Origin of the sequence: Pseudomonas sp. 50_B (assembly GCF_017491625.1) — a bacterium.
GTDB classification, from domain to species: domain Bacteria; phylum Pseudomonadota; class Gammaproteobacteria; order Pseudomonadales; family Pseudomonadaceae; genus Aquipseudomonas; species Aquipseudomonas danubii.
Map to the genome: position 1 here is coordinate 148381 of NZ_JAFGYX010000003.1, position 16717 is coordinate 165097.

The 16717-nt window shown below is 63.6% G+C and carries 10 protein-coding genes; 6 read left to right on the forward strand and 4 right to left on the reverse strand.

Annotated features, from left to right (window positions below; genetic code table 11):
* Positions 1-27 precede the first annotated feature (27 nt).
* The 4 genes from J5M73_RS06055 to J5M73_RS06070 all read left to right on the forward strand — a co-directional run bounded on the left by J5M73_RS06055 (position 28) and on the right by J5M73_RS06070 (position 7843).
* The gene (locus J5M73_RS06055) at positions 28-1713 is read left to right on the forward strand and encodes a polyurethanase (RefSeq protein ID WP_102865132.1); all 1686 of its coding nucleotides are present in this window, start codon (positions 28-30) and stop codon (positions 1711-1713) included.
* Positions 1714-2320: 607 nt separating this feature from the next.
* Entirely contained in the window at positions 2321-5329 is a 3009-nt protein-coding gene (locus J5M73_RS06060; RefSeq protein WP_243433690.1) for an autotransporter serine protease, read from the forward strand.
* A gap of 110 nt (positions 5330-5439) precedes the next feature.
* The gene (locus tag J5M73_RS06065) at positions 5440-7293 is read left to right on the forward strand and encodes a polyurethanase (protein WP_102865130.1); all 1854 of its coding nucleotides are present in this window, start codon (positions 5440-5442) and stop codon (positions 7291-7293) included.
* A 169-nt stretch (positions 7294-7462) separates the two neighbouring features.
* Positions 7463-7843, forward strand: coding sequence for a hypothetical protein (locus tag J5M73_RS06070; RefSeq protein ID WP_102865129.1), 381 nt, complete (start codon positions 7463-7465; stop codon positions 7841-7843).
* Between the two features lie 14 nt (positions 7844-7857).
* On the opposite strand, the gene J5M73_RS06075 is transcribed toward J5M73_RS06070, so the two are convergent.
* Positions 7858-8082, reverse strand: coding sequence for a YgdI/YgdR family lipoprotein (locus J5M73_RS06075; RefSeq protein WP_102865128.1), 225 nt, complete (start codon positions 8080-8082; stop codon positions 7858-7860).
* 204 nt (positions 8083-8286) lie between these two features.
* Here J5M73_RS06075 and J5M73_RS06080 point away from each other — a divergent pair, with 204 nt between their 5' ends.
* Complete coding sequence (locus J5M73_RS06080; RefSeq protein WP_102865127.1) at positions 8287-9939, forward strand: VRR-NUC domain-containing protein; 1653 nt, start codon at positions 8287-8289, stop codon at positions 9937-9939.
* Positions 9936-12233, forward strand: coding sequence for an ATP-dependent DNA helicase (locus tag J5M73_RS06085; RefSeq protein WP_102865126.1), 2298 nt, complete (start codon positions 9936-9938; stop codon positions 12231-12233). Before J5M73_RS06080 ends, J5M73_RS06085 begins: the two co-directional genes overlap by 4 nt.
* A gap of 50 nt (positions 12234-12283) precedes the next feature.
* Here J5M73_RS06085 and J5M73_RS06090 read toward each other — a convergent pair whose 3' ends face one another.
* The 3 genes from J5M73_RS06090 to J5M73_RS06100 all read right to left on the reverse strand — a co-directional run bounded on the left by J5M73_RS06090 (position 12284) and on the right by J5M73_RS06100 (position 16685).
* A complete protein-coding gene (locus tag J5M73_RS06090) occupies positions 12284-12697 on the reverse strand; it encodes a TIGR03067 domain-containing protein (protein WP_102865125.1) in 414 nt (137 codons plus the stop codon).
* 26 nt (positions 12698-12723) lie between these two features.
* The gene (locus J5M73_RS06095) at positions 12724-13371 is read right to left on the reverse strand and encodes a response regulator (RefSeq protein WP_102865251.1); all 648 of its coding nucleotides are present in this window, start codon (positions 13369-13371) and stop codon (positions 12724-12726) included.
* Positions 13372-13445: 74 nt separating this feature from the next.
* A complete protein-coding gene (locus J5M73_RS06100; RefSeq protein ID WP_102865124.1) occupies positions 13446-16685 on the reverse strand; it encodes a hybrid sensor histidine kinase/response regulator in 3240 nt (1079 codons plus the stop codon).
* Positions 16686-16717 lie beyond the last annotated feature (32 nt).

The following is a 16717-nucleotide window of genomic DNA, read 5'->3' on the forward strand; positions in this document are numbered from 1 at the left end:
CGGCGCTGAAATAACAAGGAGAAAGGAATGAGCATCTTCGACTACAAAAATGCCCTTGGCGGTGCCGGCAAAGCCCAGTACAGCGATGCCATCACGCTGGCCTTGTATGCTTCATCGCCCACCGGTGAAGCCCTGCCGGGCACCTCATGGCGACCGATCAGCGCCTCGCAACTGGGCTACCAGGGCAACATCAGCGCCCAGGGCACCATTTCCGGCGAGCAGTCTTCGGTCGGCGACGCTCAGGTCGAAATCCTGGGCAAGTACGATGCCGCCGGGCAGTTGCTGTCCATCGGCATCAGCTTTCGTGGCACGGATAGCCTGGCGGACGGGATCAACGACCTGCAGGCGGCCTTTGTTCCGGGTTTTGCCGACAACTACAGCCGCTTGGCTTTCGACCAACTGCTGGGCAAGGTTGCCGCCTTCGCCAACGCTCAGGGCTTGAGCGGCAATGATGTGCTGGTCACCGGGCACAGCCTCGGCGGCCTGGCGGTCAACAGCCTGGCGGCCATGAGCGCGGAGCATTGGGGCGGGTTCTACAAGGACGCCAGCTATGTGGCCTTTGCCTCGCCGACCCAGAGCGCCGACAGCCAGCAGGTGCTGAACATCGGTTATGAAAACGACCCGGTGTTCCGCGCGCTGGACGGCACCCATTTCAACGCCTCGTCCCTGGGCACCCATGACAAGCCACAGGAGTCGGCCACCAACAATATCGTCAGCTTTACCGATCACTATTCGTCGTTGTCCGGCAAGCTGGTGCCCCAGAGCATCCTCAACCCCTGGTCCTGGTCGGCCCATAGCGCGGTCGACTACGCCGCGGGGCTCAACCGCGTGATCAATTCGGACTTCTATGACCTGACCCGTCGTGATTCGACGGTGGTGGTTTCCAACCTGTCCGAGGACAAGCGCGACCAGGTCTGGGTCAAGGACCTGAATCTCTACGCCGACCAGCACAGCGGCAGCACCTTCATCATCGGCACCCAGAGCAACGACCTGCTGCACGGCGGCAAGGGCAACGATTACCTCGATGGCGGGGCCGGTGATGACCGTTTCCGCGACGACGGCGGCTACAACATCATCCATGGCGGTTCGGGTCATAACGTTTTGCAGCTGCAGCAGCCGCTGAAGAACTTCTCCATTGCCAATGACGGCGACGGCACTTTGTACATCCGCGATGCCTATGGCGGCATCAGCATGACCCGGGATATCGGCGCCCTGGTCAGTCACGAGGCCGGGAGCTGGTGGCAACTGCTCGGCAAGGACGTCAGCTATAGCGTGACCGCCGACGGCTTGCAGAACGGCAACCAGTGGACCGCCTACAACCACTCCCTCAATGGCGATGCCTATGGCAATGCACTGGTGGCCAGCGTCAATGGCGATTGGCTGTTCGGCCATGGCGGCGACGACCTGCTGAGCAGCGATAAGGCCAACGTGACCTTTGTCGGCGGTGCCGGCAACGACGTGATGTACTCCAGCGGAGGTGGCAGCAACACGTTCCTGTTCAGCGGCAACTTCGGCCTCGACCTGATCCACGGCTACCAGAGCAACGACAAGCTGGTGTTCATGGGCGTGCCCGGCATCGATGCCCATTACGACTACAGCCAGCACCTGTCCCAGAGCGGCAACGACACCTTGCTCAAGGTGGGCGACTACTCGGTGACCCTGGTGGGCATCGGTATGGAGGGGCTCAACGGTTCAGGCATCGTGTTCGCCTGATTCAGCCTCGGCCGGGGGAGCGCAGGATTCGTTCCCCCGGGCTTTGCGGACCTTGAACCCAGAGGGCGTCGGGGTGGCCCCCCCTGAAGTCGCCGGCAACACCCTGATCCGTCCTGGATGGACGATCGAACAACAACAAAAAACGAGAAGTCATCAACATGGATGTCAGATGTCATCAGTTCAACAGGCTGGCGGGCACCCTGTGCCTGGCGTTTGCCGCAGGCCTGCCGTTGACGGCCGCCCAACGCCGTTCGGCACACCGGCCAGTGGGGCGTTCCCGCCCCCCATGCCATCGGCGCTCTGGCGCCAGCCATGGCACCTTTCCCTTATCTGAACAACCAGCAAGCCCAGCAGGTGCTGCCCAGTCCCGTGCGCCTGTGCGGCTGCGTTGGCGCGCCTGGGGTGTTCGCGAGCGACACAAGGGTGTCGGAGTCAATCTGCAATGGCGTTTCCACGACGTCATTCGAGCGGCGGGCAGGGAGCCTGTCAGGGTCATTTCGCAACACAACTAAGGAAGGTCGTAGTGAAGCAAGTCAAACGCAAGGATGGCGCGGTGCTTGGGCAGGAACGTGGGTGGTTGCCCCTGGCTCCGGCCCTGTTGGGTTGGATGGCCTTGATGGGCACAGCCCAGGCGGCGCCCTATGTGGAGAACGGCCGCCGCGGTGATGCCGCGAGCTGGCGCAGCAGCGAGTTCAAGGCCGATTGGGGCCTGGGGGCGATTCATGCCGACAGTGCCTATGCCGCCGGTTACAGCGGCAAGGGTGTCAAGCTGGGGATCTTCGACCAGCCGGTGTATGCCCAGCATCCGGAGTTCGCCAGCCCGGGCAAGGTGCTGACCCTGGTCACCAGCGGCACTCGTCAATACACCGATCCCTATATTCCGGTGCGGGCCGGCGATGCCTTCGTCTATGACGGCCGACCTTCGGTGGGCTCGGACGGCAAGCTGGGGTCCCACGGCACCCATGTCGGCGGGATTGCCGCTGGCAACCGCGATGGTGGGGCGATGCACGGGGTGGCCTTCGACGCCCAGATCATCAGCGCCGACAACGGCGATCCCGGCCCGGAGGACGGCATCATCCTCGGTAACGATGGCGCAGTGTACAAGGCCGGCTGGGACGGCCTGGTGGCCAGTGGCGCGCGGATCATCAACAACAGCTGGGGCATCGGCATTACCGAGCACTTCAGCAAGGGCGGTCGTGATCCGGCGTTCCCGCACTTCACCCTGGACGATGCCCGGGCGCAGTTCGCGCAGATCCAGCCGTTGCTGGGCAGCTTGCCGGGCGGCGCCTACGACGGGGCGATCGCCGCAGCCCGCAGCGGGGTGCTGACGATTTTTGCCGCCGGCAACGATTACAACCTGAACAACCCCGACGCTATCGCCGGGCTGGCCTACTTCGTGCCGCAGATTGCCCCCAACTGGCTGACCGTGGCGGCCTTGCAGCAGAACCCCGACACCAGCAGCGCCGATCCCTATGTCATCAGTACCTTTTCCTCGCGTTGCGGCTACACCGCGAGCTTTTGCGTGTCGGCCCCCGGCACCCGGATCTACAGCTCGGTGATCGGTGGCACCAGCCTTGCGAACATGACCCTGGGCTACGCCAACAAGAATGGCACCTCCATGGCCGCGCCCCATGCGGCCGGTGCCGCGGCGGTGCTGATGGAGCGTTTCCCCTACATGAGCGCGGCACAGGTGGCCAGCGTCCTGCGCACCACGGCCACCGACCTGGGTGCCCCGGGCGTTGATGCCTTGTACGGCTGGGGGATGATCGATCTGGGCAAGGGGATTCGCGGGCCCGGCATGCTGGTGACCGAAGCGGATATCCCTGAGGAGTTCCGTATCCAGGGCGGCTACGGTTCGACCCAGTTCGTCGCTGATCTGCCGGGCTATGGCGCGCTGCTGGATGTCGGCAAGCCGACCCAGCGGCGCTGCAATGACATCAGTTGCGTACTGGATATCTGGAGCAACGACATCAGTGGCCACGGCGGCCTGACCAAGCAGGGCGTCGGCACCCTGGTGCTCAGCGGCGCCAACACCTACGCCGGGCCGACCCTGGTCAATCAGGGGCGGCTGGCGGTCAACGGCTCGCTGCTGTCGGCGGTGACGGTGAACGCTGGTGGCATCCTCGGCGGCACGGGCCGCGTGGGCGCACTGACCGCCAACGCGGGCGCGATTGTGGCTCCGGGCAACTCCATCGGCACCTTGCATGTCAGCTCCGATGTGAACTTCCTCCCGGGTTCGACCTACGCGGTGGAGGTGTCCCCCAGCGGCAGCGACCGGATTGTCAGCGACGGCCAGGCAACCCTCGGCGGGGCCAGCCTGGCTCTGGAGCTGGAAAACCCGGGATTGTCCCTCAATGCACAACGGGTCCCGAGCCTGGTGGGGCGGCAGCTGGATATCCTCCAGGCCGCCAATGGCGTGCAGGGCAGCTTTGGCCCGGTGCTGTCCAACTCGCTGTTTCTGGGGGGCAACCTCAATTACAGCGCCGGCGGTGTACAGCTGGCGGTGGCGCGCAATGCCACCTCGTTCAGCAGCATCGGCCTGAGCCCCAACCAGCGTTCGGTGGCCGATGCAGCCGAGCAACTGGGGGCGGGCAACCCGGTGTATGAAAGCCTGCTGCTGGCCGCCAGCGCGGCCAGTGCACAACAGGCCTTCGAGCAACTGTCCGGGGAAATTCATCCGGCCATTGGCAGCCAGTTGCTCAATGACAGCCGCTACCTGCGTGACGCGATGGGTGAGCGGCTACGCCAGCAGGATGGGGGCGCGGTGCCTACCGTCGAGGGCGGCGAGCAGGGGCTGTGGCTCAAGACCCTGGGCGCCTGGGGCAAGGCCGACGGCGGCCAGGATCGAGCCGGCTACACCCGCTCCATCGGCGGCCTGCTGGCCGGTGTCGACGGGCAAGTGGACCCGAGCACCCGCCTGGGCGTGTTCACCGGCTACAGCGACAGCTCGCTGAGCATGGGCGATGGCCGGCATTCTTCGGCCAGCATCGACAGCTACCACCTGGGCGCCTACGCCGGACGCGAGCTTGCGCAACTGCGCCTGAGCCTGGGCGGTTCCTACAGCTGGCACCGCATCGCCACTCGGCGCGAGCTGCAATACGACGAGGTTGCCGATCGCCAGAAGAGCAAGCGTGATGCCCGCAGCCTGCAGCTGTTCGGCGAGGCGGCGTGGCACCTGGATCTGCAGCCCATGGCCCTGGAACCCTTTGCCAGCCTGGCCTATGTGCAGGTGGACAGCGAGCGTTTCAAGGAACACGGCGGCGCCACGGCACTCAAGGGCGATAGCGACAATCGCGAGGCTTGGCTCTCGACCCTGGGCATGCGCGCCGGCAAGCAGTTGCAGTTGTCTTCCGGGCAGACTGTGGAACTGTCCGCTACCCTCGGCTGGCAGCACAATCTGAGCGCCACCGGCGCCGACCAGCATCTGGCGTTTGCCGACGGTGGACAAAGCTACAAGGTGCAGAGCCTGTCACTGGACCGCGATGCGGCGGTCGTCGGTGCACGGGCGGGCATTGCCCTGGGTCGACAGACCCGGGTCAATCTGGATTACAACGGGTTGCTGGGCAGCCGTGACCGGAACCATGGGGTCGGCTTGACCCTGGACTGGACTTTCTAAGACCCAGGCAACGGATGTGCAAGGTGTTGTACAGGTCCTCCAGACCCGGAAACGGGGCCTGCGAGGGCCTGAGCTTTCTCTGACAATTCCAACAAAAGAGAGGCAATACCATGGGTGTCTTTGACTACAAGAACTTCACCGCAGCCGATTCCAAGGCGCTGTTTTCCGATGCGCTGGCGATCACGCTGTACTCCTATCACAACCTCGACAACGGCTTCGCCGTGGGTTACCAGCACCATGGCTTCGGCCTGGGCCTGCCGGCGACCCTGATCACCGCGCTGATCGGCAGCAGCGATTCCCAGGGCGTCATCCCCGGTATTCCCTGGAACCCGGATTCGGAGCAGGCCGCCAAGGACGCGTTGCACCAGGCCGGGTGGTCCACCCTCAGTGCCCAGCAACTGGGCTACAGCGGCAAGGTGGATGCCCGGGGCACCTTCTTCGGCGAGAAGGACGGCTACGGCACGGCCCAGGTGGAGATCCTCGGCAAGTACGATGCCCAGGGCCACCTGAGTTCCATCGGCATCGCCTTTCGCGGCACCAGCGGCCCTCGGGAATCGGTGATCGGCGACACCATCGGTGATGTCATCAGTGACCTGCTGGCCGCCCTGGGACCCAAGGACTATGCGAAGAACTACGCCGGTGAGGCCTTCGGCAAACTGTTCGCCGATGTGGCGGCTTTTGCCCAGGCCAATGGCCTGTCGGGCAAGGACATTCTGGTCAGTGGCCACAGCCTGGGCGGGCTGGGGGTCAACAGCCTGGCGGACCTGAGTGCCGATCGCTGGTCCGGGTTCTACAAGGATGCCAACTACATCGCCTATGCCTCGCCGACCCAGAGCAGCAGCGACAAGGTGTTGAACATCGGTTATGAAAACGACCCGGTGTTCCGCGCCCTGGACGGTTACAACTTCAACCTGTCGTCCCTGGGGGTGCACGATGCCCAGCAGGACTCGGCCACCAACAACATCGTCAACTTCAACGACCATTACGCCTCGACCCTGTGGAACGTGCTGCCGTTCTCGATCCTCAACATCCCCACCTGGATTTCTCACTTGCCCACCGGCTACGGCGATGGCCTGACCCGGGTGCTGCAGTCGCAGTTCTATGACTTCACCAGCAAGGACTCCACCATTGTCGTCGCCAACCTGTCGGACCCGGCCCGGGGTAGCACCTGGGTCCAGGATCTGAACCGCAACGCCGATACCCACAAGGGCAGCACCTTCATCATCGGCAGCGACGGTAACGACCTGATCCAGGGTGGGGGCGGCAACGACTACCTGGAAGGCCGCGACGGCAACGACACCTTCCGTGATGACGGCGGCTACAACATCATCCTCGGCGGCAAGGGCAGCAACACCCTGGACCTGCAGCACTCGGTGAAGGACTACAGCTTCGCCAGCGACGGCGCCGGGACCCTGTACGTGCGCGACGCCAGCGGCGGGATCAGCATGACCCGCGACATCGGCGCCATTCAGAGCAAGGAGCCGGGGTTTCTCTGGGGCCTGTTCAAGGATGATGTGGTCCACCAGGTCACCGACCAGGGGTTGAAGGTGGGCAGCCAACTGACCCAGTACGCGTCTTCGGTGAAGGGGGACGGCGGCGACAACCTGCTCAAGGCCCATGCCGGCGGCGATTGGCTGTTCGGCCTGGATGGCAACGATCACCTGATCGGCGGCAAGGGCAACGATGTCTTCGTCGGTGGCGCCGGCAATGACCTGATGGAGTCGGGTGGGGGCAACAACACCTTCCTGTTCACCGGTCATTTCGGCCAGGACCGCATCCTCGGCTACCAGAGTGGCGACAAGCTGGTGTTCATGGGGGTGAGCGGCGTGCTGCCGGACCAGGACTATCGGGCCCACGCCAGTAGCAGCGGCAATGACACCGTGCTGACCTTCGGCCATGACTCGGTGACCCTGGTGGGTGTCAGCCTCGCGCACCTCAACGGCTCGGGCATCACCCTCGCCTGATGGACCTGCAGCGTGGGGCTCGCAACGGGTTCCGCGCTGACTTGGCAAGAAAATCGTGACCTGTCGGTCGGTTGGCGACTCAAATACTTGTAAAACCCAAGCCTGGTCATGCGTTACCCAAGGTATTGGGCAGTAATCGATTCAAGGAAAAGGCAGGAGAGTGTTGACAGTGAGTAATAGCAAGAGGTGTGCGGGCGGACTGGTGCTGGCCCTGTGGGCGCTCATGGCATCGGCCGAAGAGCTGCCTCAGAGCTCGATTCTGAAACGTTACGGAGTCACCCCGGATCAATTGCCGGCCGGCCAGCCGGCGCCAGCCGAGAAAGAGGAGCCGGCACCCAGTCGCTTCAATCTGCAGCCGGAGCAACCCATTGCAAATTTCCGTCTGGGGGACGGCAAGGCGCCAGAGAGCACGGGCAACATCAGTATCGATAACGCCGAAGCCCGGGAGCGGCAGCGCTGCCAGCAAGTGCGTGACGAGATGTCAAAGCGCGGCAAGCCCCTGGGGATTGTCTGCGAGCCGGGGCAGGGACCCTTTCCCTGGTCGCACTGAGGTGCACGGCTGAATCATTGTTCCTGGCGAACGGTGGCCACATCGTCCGCCTTGACCCGGATGGTCTTGCCGGAAATGTCCTGGAATTCGTAGAAGCCATCAGCGGTCTTGGTCTTGGGCTGGTCCCGGGTCAGGTACTGGGTACCGTTCTGCAAGGTCACCACGGTGGGTGAGGCGCAGCCGGTCAGGGCCAGGGCGGCGACACTGGCCAGGAGCAATCCCAGGTTCTTCACATTCATATAGACCTCTTATCGGTAGGGGTATCCGTGTTGCGCCGGACACTATAAGCATGGCCCCTTGGTGTCGTGAAGACGACGAAAGTTCGCCTGGGCACTGGAAAAATCTTCTTCCCGCCATTTATCCAATAGTGTTTGCCAGACCGGGGCGTCGGCTGTTATCTGTACGCATAACCAGTATCAGTCCAGCCGTGGCGCCTTCGTTCAGTGACTTCCAATCCCCTCGAGAACCCCTTTTATTACCTGCACAACTTCCAGCAAGTCCTGAACTGGCTGGAGCTGCGCTATGCCGATGTGCTGCGCGATGAAGAGCAGCGTTTCATCACCGATTTCGCGCAGTTGCCCCAGCCATCCCAGGCCTTGCTGGTGCGCATGGTGATGCGCAAGGGGCGGCATTTTCGCCTCGGCAAGTTGCGTTACCCGGAGATCGGCGACAGCGCCCGGGCCCTGCAGCCGTTGCTGGCGTTGGGCTGGGTCGATGAGCAGGCGCCCTTGGCCCTGGACGAGTTGTTCGGCCTGTTGCAAAAGGCCGAGATCCTGCAGTGCTTCAGTGACCAGGGGCTGGTGGCCAAGGCCAAGAAGAACCAGTGGCTGGAGACCCTGCAGGCGCTGTACCCGCAACCCCGGGCTTTCGGCCAATGGTGCCCGGCACTGGCGGACCGGCTGCTGAGCCTGACGGTCATGCCGTTGTGCGATCGCCTGCGCTTGATGTTCTTCGGCAATCTCTACCAGGACTGGTCGGAATTCGTGCTGGCGGACCTGGGGATCTACAGCTACGAAAAGGTCGAGATCAGTGCCGATGCCCGTGGCTTGCGCAGCCGTGACGATGTGGACGGCTTCATCTACCTGCACCAGTGTCAGGAAGCCTTCGAGGCCGGGGAGGAGGTGGACGCGGTGCTCGCGCGCATCGCGGCTTTCAGCACCGCCAACCCCTGGCTGGAGAAACGCCGCGGCAAGCTGTTGTTCCAGCTGGGGCAGCATTGCGAGCGGTTGACGGACTGGCGGCAGGCCCGGGAGATCTACCAGCAATGTGCCTACCCCGGTGCTCGCCTGCGGTTGATCCGGGTTTTGGAGCTCAGTGCCGAGTATCAGGCGGCGCTGGCGCTGGCCGAGCAGGCTGCGGCGGCGCCCCAGAGCGCTGCCGAGGCCCAGCAGCTGCTGCGGGTCATGCCCCGGCTGCGGCGCAAGCTGGGTGGCCCGCCGGCGCCCCGGACGGTCAGCCGCGAGGTGGCGCGACTGGATCTGTGCCTGCCCCGTGACGCCGATGGGCTGGCGGTGGAGCTGCATGTCCAGGCCCATCTGCAGCAGCCCCAGGCGCCGGTGCACTACGTGGAAAACAGCCTGATCAATTCGCTGTTCGGGTTGCTGTGCTGGCCGGCGATCTTCGCCCCCTTGCCCGGGGCGTTCTTCCACCCGTTCCAGCGCGGGCCGGTGGATCTGCTGAGCGAGGACTTTCATCAGCGGCGCAGCGATCTGTTCCAGGCCTGCCTGGAGGAGCTGGACGATGGTCGCTACCGGGACAGCATCCGCCAGCGGTTTGTCGATAAGTGGGGCCTGCAGTCGCCCTTCGTGTTCTGGGGGGCCTTGACCGAGGAGTTGCTGGAGCAGGCCCTCGACTGCCTGCCGGCCGAGCACCTGAAACACTGGTTTGAGCGCCTGTTGCTGGATATCAAGGCCAACCGGGCCGGTATGCCGGACTTGATCCAGTTCTGGCCCGAGGCCAGGACCTACCGGATGATCGAGGTCAAGGGCCCGGGCGACCGCCTGCAGGACAACCAGCTGCGCTGGCTGGACTTCTGCCAGGAGCACCGGATGCCGGTGGCGGTGTGCTATGTGCAATGGCAGGACCTGTCGACGTGAGCTACCGCATTGCGGTGCGGGCCCTGTGCGAGTTCAGCGCCAAGAGCGGCGACCTGGATCTGCGTTTCACCCCATCGCCTACCGCCCTGGAGGGAATAGTCGGGCACCGCACCGTGGCGTCCCGGCGCAATCCCGGCTACCAGAGCGAAGTGGCCCTGGAGGGTCAATACGGCGAGTTGCTGGTCAAGGGCCGGGCGGACGGTTATGACCCGGCGCAGAACCTCCTGGAGGAGATCAAGACCTATCGGGGCGACCTGGCGCGCATGCCCGACAACCACCGGCAACTGCACTGGGCCCAGGCCAAGGTCTATGGCTGGCTGTTGTGCCAGAGCCTGCAACTGCCGAGTATCCGAGTCTCGCTGGTGTATTTCGACATCCTCAGCGAGCAGGAAACCGCCCTGGTGGAGGAGCACAGTGCCGAGGCATTGCAGGCGTTCTTCAATCGACAGTGCGCGGTGTTCCTGGAGTGGGCGCAGCAGGAAATGCGCCACCGCAAGGCCCGGGACCAGGCCACTGGGGCCCTGGTCTTTCCCCATGGCGAGTTCCGCCCTGGCCAGCGGCACCTGGCGGAATCGGTGTACAAGGCGGTCAGCACCGGCCGTTGCCTGCTGGCCCAGGCGCCCACCGGCATCGGCAAGACCCTGGGCACGATCTTTCCCATGCTCAAGGCCATGGCCCCGCAGCAACTGGACAAGCTGCTGTTTCTCACCGCCAAGACCCCGGGGCGGCAGTTGGCGCTGGATGCGGCCCGGGTGCTGTTCGCCAGCCAGTCCCAGCTGCCGTTGCGGGTCCTGGAACTGGTGGCCCGGGACAAGGCCTGCGAACACCTGGACAAGGCTTGCCACGGCGAGTCCTGCCCGCTGGCCAAGGGGTTCTACCAGCGCCTGCCCGCGGCGCGTCAGGCGGCCAGCCAGGTACCGATGCTGGATCGCCAGGCGCTGCGCGAGGTGGCCCTGGCGCATCAGGTCTGTCCTTACTACCTGAGTCAGGAGATGGCCCGCTGGAGCGATCTGGTGGTGGCCGACTACAACTATTATTTCGATTTCAGCGCCTTGCTGTTCGGCCTGGCCCAGGCCAATCAATGGCAAGTGGCGGTGCTGGTGGACGAGGCCCATAACCTGGTGGAGCGCGGGCGTGGCATGTACAGCGCCAGCCTGGATCAACAAACGCTGGCCAGCGTGCGCAGCACTGCGCCCCAGGCGCTGAAAAGTTCGTTGCAACGGCTCAACCGCGAATGGAACGCCTTGCACAAGGAACAGCTCGCGCCATACCAGGCCTATGGCCAACTCCCGACGGCCTGGCTCAGGGCGCTGGCCTTGTGTGTCGCTGCCCTGGGGGACTACTTCAACGAGCAGCCTCAGGGCCTGGACGTTGGTTTGCAGGGGCTGTATTTCGAGCTGCTGCAATTTGCCCGGGTGGCGGAGTTGTTCGATGAACAGCAGTTCATCTTCGATATCAGCAAGCGCTCCCTGAGTGCCAGGCGCAGCCTGTCGCGGCTGAGCCTGCGCAATGTGGTGCCGGCGCCGCTACTCGGGCCGCGACTGACGGCGGCTCGCAGCACCGTGCTGTTTTCCGCCACCCTCAACCCGCAGCATTACTACCGCGACCTGCTGGGATTGCCCCAGACCACGGTGTGGCTGGACGTGGAATCGCCGTTTGCCGCCGCGCAGTTGGACGTGCATATCGTCAGCCGCATCTCCACCCGCTATGTGCATCGACAGGCGTCCCTGGCGCCCATCGTCGAACTGCTGGCCCAGCAGTTCGCTGCGCGGCCGGGCAACTACCTGGCGTTCTTCAGCAGCTTCGATTACCTGCAGCAAGTGGCCGAGCTGTTGGCTCGCGAGCACCCGCAGATTCCCCTGTGGTTGCAGTCCAGGGGCATGGATGAAGCGTCGCGCCTGGGCTTTCTCCAGCAGTTTCGTGCAGAGGGGCAGGGCATCGGGTTCGCCGTGCTCGGCGGGGCTTTCGGCGAGGGCATCGACTTGCCGGGCTCAAAGCTTATCGGCGCCTTTGTCGCCACCCTCGGGCTGCCTCAGCTCAACCCGTTGAACGAGCAGATGAAACAACGCATGGCCCGGCTGTTTGGCTCCGGGTACGACTACACCTACCTCTATCCCGGACTGCAGAAAGTGGTGCAGGCGGCAGGGCGGGTGATTCGCAGCCAGGCCGATCGGGGCGTGTTGATGTTGATCGACGATCGCTTTGCCGAGCCCAGGGTGCGGCAGTTGTTGCCGAGCTGGTGGGCCGTGGACGCCCAAGACCCGGCGTCGGCTGGTGAGATTTCGAGGTGTTAGCGCGGAGCTGAAGCCGCTTGCCACCGGCGTTTGTGCGCCGGGGGCGAGGGTCACTGGCCCTGGCGGACCCGGACGAAGCGCCGCAGGGTCTGGCCCGGGCCGGTGCTGAAGCGAGTTGGCCTGGGTTGACCTTCATCGGCGGCGATGAACACGAAGTCGTCCTCAGTCAGCTCATAGCTGGCGGGCAAGGGCTTGCCCGCATCCGCGCCGATGGAGTCGATCCAGGTGATCGACTTGGGGGTGGTGCTGCTGTCGAGGGTGAAGCTTCCGGCCAGCAGCACGTCTCCCGCCACCGTCAGCACGCGAAACTGATCACCTTCGATCAGGGTCAGGGCCCCGGGCGCACTGTGTTCGTCCGGCGGATTCAGCACGCCGCTGTCCTCCATTGAGATTTGCTCCCAGGCTCCCTGCAGGCGCTGAAGTTCCAGCGAGTCGTTGCTCCTGGCTGAGGATGCAGTATCCATTGTCGATCAACTCCTTGTGGGGGCGTTCAGTTGAAGATATTGCGGCCTATGCAGTAGGTCAGCAGGTCCTGGTCGCTCTGTACCTCCAGCTTGCGCATGGCGGAGATCTTCTGGGCACTGATGGTCTTGGAGCTGCGGTTCTGGCTGCGGGCGATGTCGCTGACGCTTTTGCCGGACACGAACAAGCGGAGGATTTCGAACTCCTTGGGCGACAGGGTGGAGATGCGCTCATCGATCGCCACATTGGATTCCATCACCGAGTTGGAAGCCGGCTCCAGACTGCGGTACACGCCTTTTTGCGCGATGGCCTTGAGGGCGGTCTGGATCTCTTCGTGCAGCTGGCTTTTCTGGATGACCCCGACCACGCCCAACTCGTGCAGGCGGGTGAGGATCAGTTGGTTGGAAATCATGGTGAGGATCAGGATCTGCAGGTGCGGAAAGTTACGCTTGAGGTATTCCACCAGCTTCAGGCCATCACCGTAGGGTGAGTCTCCAGGCATGTTGTAGTCGGTGATCACGATGTCCACCTGTTTGGCTTCCAATTGCTGGATCAGGCCTTTGGAACACACCGCTTCACCGACGATTTCAAAACGTTCGTCGCGCTCCATCAACTCGCGTACGCCCAGCAAGACAATAGGGTGATCGTCAGCAATGACTACTTTCAGTTTTTCCATGGCAAACACACCCGTGTAATACGCAAATGAGTAAAGAAACATGAGACTGACGGTACATTAAACCCTGCCACTCATTATTCAAGGGGCAACAGGAGTTCCGACAAGTGCTGCATCAGTTGCCTGACTTGAGCTACTAGTGTCGGGCTCAGGGTGCTTTCCAGTAATTGGCACTCCAGTTCGGCGCAGGCCCTGGCCAGCGCCCCGGCCTGCACCGCCCCCATGGCCCCGGCAATACTGTGCAGACGCTCGGCCGCCGCCTTGCCGGAGCCGGTTTCCAGGGCTTTGGCCAGCCGTTGCAGGTCATCGTGCATGGTGCTGAGAAACAGCGGTCGCATCCGCTCCGAGACCTGAATTCGGTCTCTGACGGGGTGCGGTGACACGGGCCGGTTTTCGCTTCGCAACCCAGGTCTGGCAGCGAGCGGGGCGCTTTTGCCGGGCACCTGGCAGAGTTTCGACAATTGCCCCCGCAGGGTCTGCAGGCTCATGGGCTTGACGATCCAGCTGTTCATTCCGGTAGCCAGGCAACGGCGGCCTTCCTCGCGCAAGGCGTTGGCAGTGACGCCGATGATCGGCAGTTCCGGCTCCCTCAGACGCAACTCTCTGGCCAGGTCGTAGCCGTTCATGACCGGCATGTTGACGTCGGTCAAGGCGATGTCGAACCGTTGCGGCAGCCACTGTTCCAGGGCTTGCTCACCATTGGCCGCCAGGGTTACCTGGCAACCCAGGGCCTCCAGCTGCTCCTTGATGATGGCCTGATTGATGGGGTTGTCTTCCGCCACCAGGATGTTCAGGTTCAGGCCTTGCAAGGTGTCGGCTTCGCGCTGTGCCAGATGCAGCGGCTGTCCCAGGCGGGCCAGCGCTGCGGCCTGGGCGATGGCACGGATGTCGTGGGCGTCGACCTCCCAGTGCGCCGGCTGCAAGCTGCTGCCGTGCCAGCGACCGCTGGAACTGGCACTGACGCAGGGGCCGGGCCAGGTGGGCTGGGCGTCCCGGGGCAGCATGTCGATCAGGACGCTGCTCTGGGGGTTGTCATCCCAACTGGTGGGCAGCGGATAGGCCTGGACCCCCAGGCGGTTGAGCCAGTCGCATGTGCTTTTCATCAGTTCCGGCACCGGTGCGCGGACATACACAGGCGGCCCTTCGGGCAGTGGCTCGGCTCCCGACAAGGTCCCCGGCAGGCGTTGCAGGGTCAGGCGCAGGGAAAAGCTGCTGCCGAGCCCTGGCTCGCTGATGACCTGCATCTGCCCGCCCATCATGTCGCTCAGGCGCTGGCAGATCGTCAGACCCAGCCCGGCCCCGGCTTCGCTGGAAGCGTCGCGGACCTGATAGAAGGGGTCGAACAACTGGGGTTGCTGCAAGGGCGAGATGCCAATCCCGGTATCGGTGACCTGCCATTCGATGCTGGCCTGGCGGGCGTCCTGCTCCAGCACCCGGACGCGCAGTACCACCCGGCCGCAATCGGTGAACTTGATCGCATTGCTCAGCAGGTTGCTGAGAATCTGCTGGATACGGTTGGCGTCACCCAGCATCAGGTCCGGCAGGCTCGGGTCGATGCAGGCGTAGAACAGCAGCCCGCGGCGTTCGGCAAAGGCGGCGTAGGCGTGCAAGGCATCTTCCACCAAGTCCAGGGGACAGAACGCCTCCGGGTCGATGCTCATCTGCCCGGATTCGATCTTGGAGACGTCGAGAACGTCGCTGATCAGTTGGAACAAGGTGCTGGAGGAGCGCTGGATGGTTTGCAGGTAATCGCTCTGGCGCGGATCCAGTTGGGTCAGGCCCAGCAGTTCAAGGGTGCCGAGCATGCCATAGAGCGGGGTACGGATCTCGTGGCTCATGGTGGCGAGGAACAGGGTCTTGGCTTCGTTGGCCGCGTCCGCCGAACGCCTGGCCTGTTCCAGTACCTGGGCGTCCTCGACATGCTGGGTGACGTCGTTGAAGGTGCAGAGCAGCACCTCCTGGCCCTGGTAGCGGGTCGAGACCAGGCCAACCTGCAAATGGCGTCCGTCGACATCGAGGCTGGTCTCGTCGTTGTCCATCAAGCGCTGGTTCTGCTGCAGCAGGGCCAGCAGTTTTGTCGTGCCTTGCCATTGTTCGGCCTGACGATTTTCCAGCAGCACTTTGAAGTCTTCCCGACGCACCACACACAGGCCCGTGGGCGCGGTGTCGAGTACCACCCGGCTGAAGGCTTCACTCTCGGCAATGCTCTGGTGCGCCAGTTGCGCCGGCGTCACTACCTTGTTGCGATACCAGCGACTGGCGGCCCAGCCGCTGAAGAAGGCGCCCAGGGCCAGGGTCAGCAGGCCGGCCAGGGTCCACAGGGCGTAGCCGAAGTAGCTCTTGTAGCTGATGCTGTAGATCCCGGTCCAGAGTGCCGGGGTGTGGCTCGTCACCTTGAAGGCCATTCCTTGCCAGCCGAAGTTGAGGCCCTCATGCAGGGCGTCGGCACGGACGTGGGAGCCGGTGAGGACGCTGCCGGAAGGTTCGATCAGGGTGAAGTCGTCATAAATCGACCAGTTCATGAGGCGTTCGATGTTATTGACGTCGTCCAGGTTCAGCAGCGAGGCGACCACCATCGACTCGTGCGTGCCCTGGGTGCGCAACTGTTGCGGCCCTGCATGCAGGCTGATGTAGGCCAGCAGCTTGGGGGAAAACTGCGCCGAGGCCGGCACATGGTATTTCTCCCAGTGGACCTGATTGTTCGGAAGGTCGTTGTTCTTCACCGCCAGGTGCTGCAGGACCCTATCCACCACGCTGCTGTAGGGCATGTCGCTGTTCCAGGGAGTGCCGCGGGTGTGCCGCGCTGCGGGTACGCTGATGTCGAAGTTACCGAAGGTGTTGAAGAGGAAGGTGCGTGGCGCTTGATAGTGCGAGGTGGACCAGAAGGCACCGTAGAACGTCGACAGGTGCATGCCCAGGGCGAACACCTTGGGCAGCTCGCTGGAGGCCAGTTGCTGGTGATTGAAGTTCAGACTGAAAGGAGTCGAATAGGGCGCTTGTTGCCCTTCGTAAGCGGTTTTCCCCTCGCTGGGCAGGGGCTGCTGCAGATACTGCGCAGTGGGTTCGTCGGCCAGCAATGCCTGTATGGACGGGTGGCTGGCCAGGCGCTGGAGGAACAGCTCTTGTTCCTGGATGTTTTCCATCAGTCCGGTGAAATGCAGCTTTACCGTGCTGTCCTGTTCATTGATCAGGCGTTGGGCGGCCCAGTAGAGAAGGGTGAACAGCAGCAGCGCCAGGCCCGCGAGAATCAACAGACCCTTGTTCAACCGGATCGAGCTTCGACTGAGACTCTCCAGGAAGGTGTCGCGGTATTTCATCACTGAATTCCCAAATGCATATAAGGGCCTCG

Bases quoted from the DNA above. Each gene is read 5' to 3' on its own strand.
- J5M73_RS06075 (WP_102865128.1), bottom strand. From the start codon at position 8,082: ATGAATGTGAAGAACCTGGGATTGCTCCTGGCCAGTGTCGCCGCCCTG.
- J5M73_RS06055 (WP_102865132.1), top strand. From the start codon at position 28: ATGAGCATCTTCGACTACAAAAATGCCCTTGGCGGTGCCGGCAAAGCC.
- J5M73_RS06060 (WP_243433690.1), top strand. From the start codon at position 2,321: ATGGCCTTGATGGGCACAGCCCAGGCGGCGCCCTATGTGGAGAACGGC.
- J5M73_RS06065 (WP_102865130.1), top strand. From the start codon at position 5,440: ATGGGTGTCTTTGACTACAAGAACTTCACCGCAGCCGATTCCAAGGCG.
- J5M73_RS06090 (WP_102865125.1), bottom strand. From the start codon at position 12,697: ATGGATACTGCATCCTCAGCCAGGAGCAACGACTCGCTGGAACTTCAG.
- J5M73_RS06095 (WP_102865251.1), bottom strand. From the start codon at position 13,371: ATGGAAAAACTGAAAGTAGTCATTGCTGACGATCACCCTATTGTCTTG.
- J5M73_RS06100 (WP_102865124.1), bottom strand. From the start codon at position 16,685: ATGAAATACCGCGACACCTTCCTGGAGAGTCTCAGTCGAAGCTCGATC.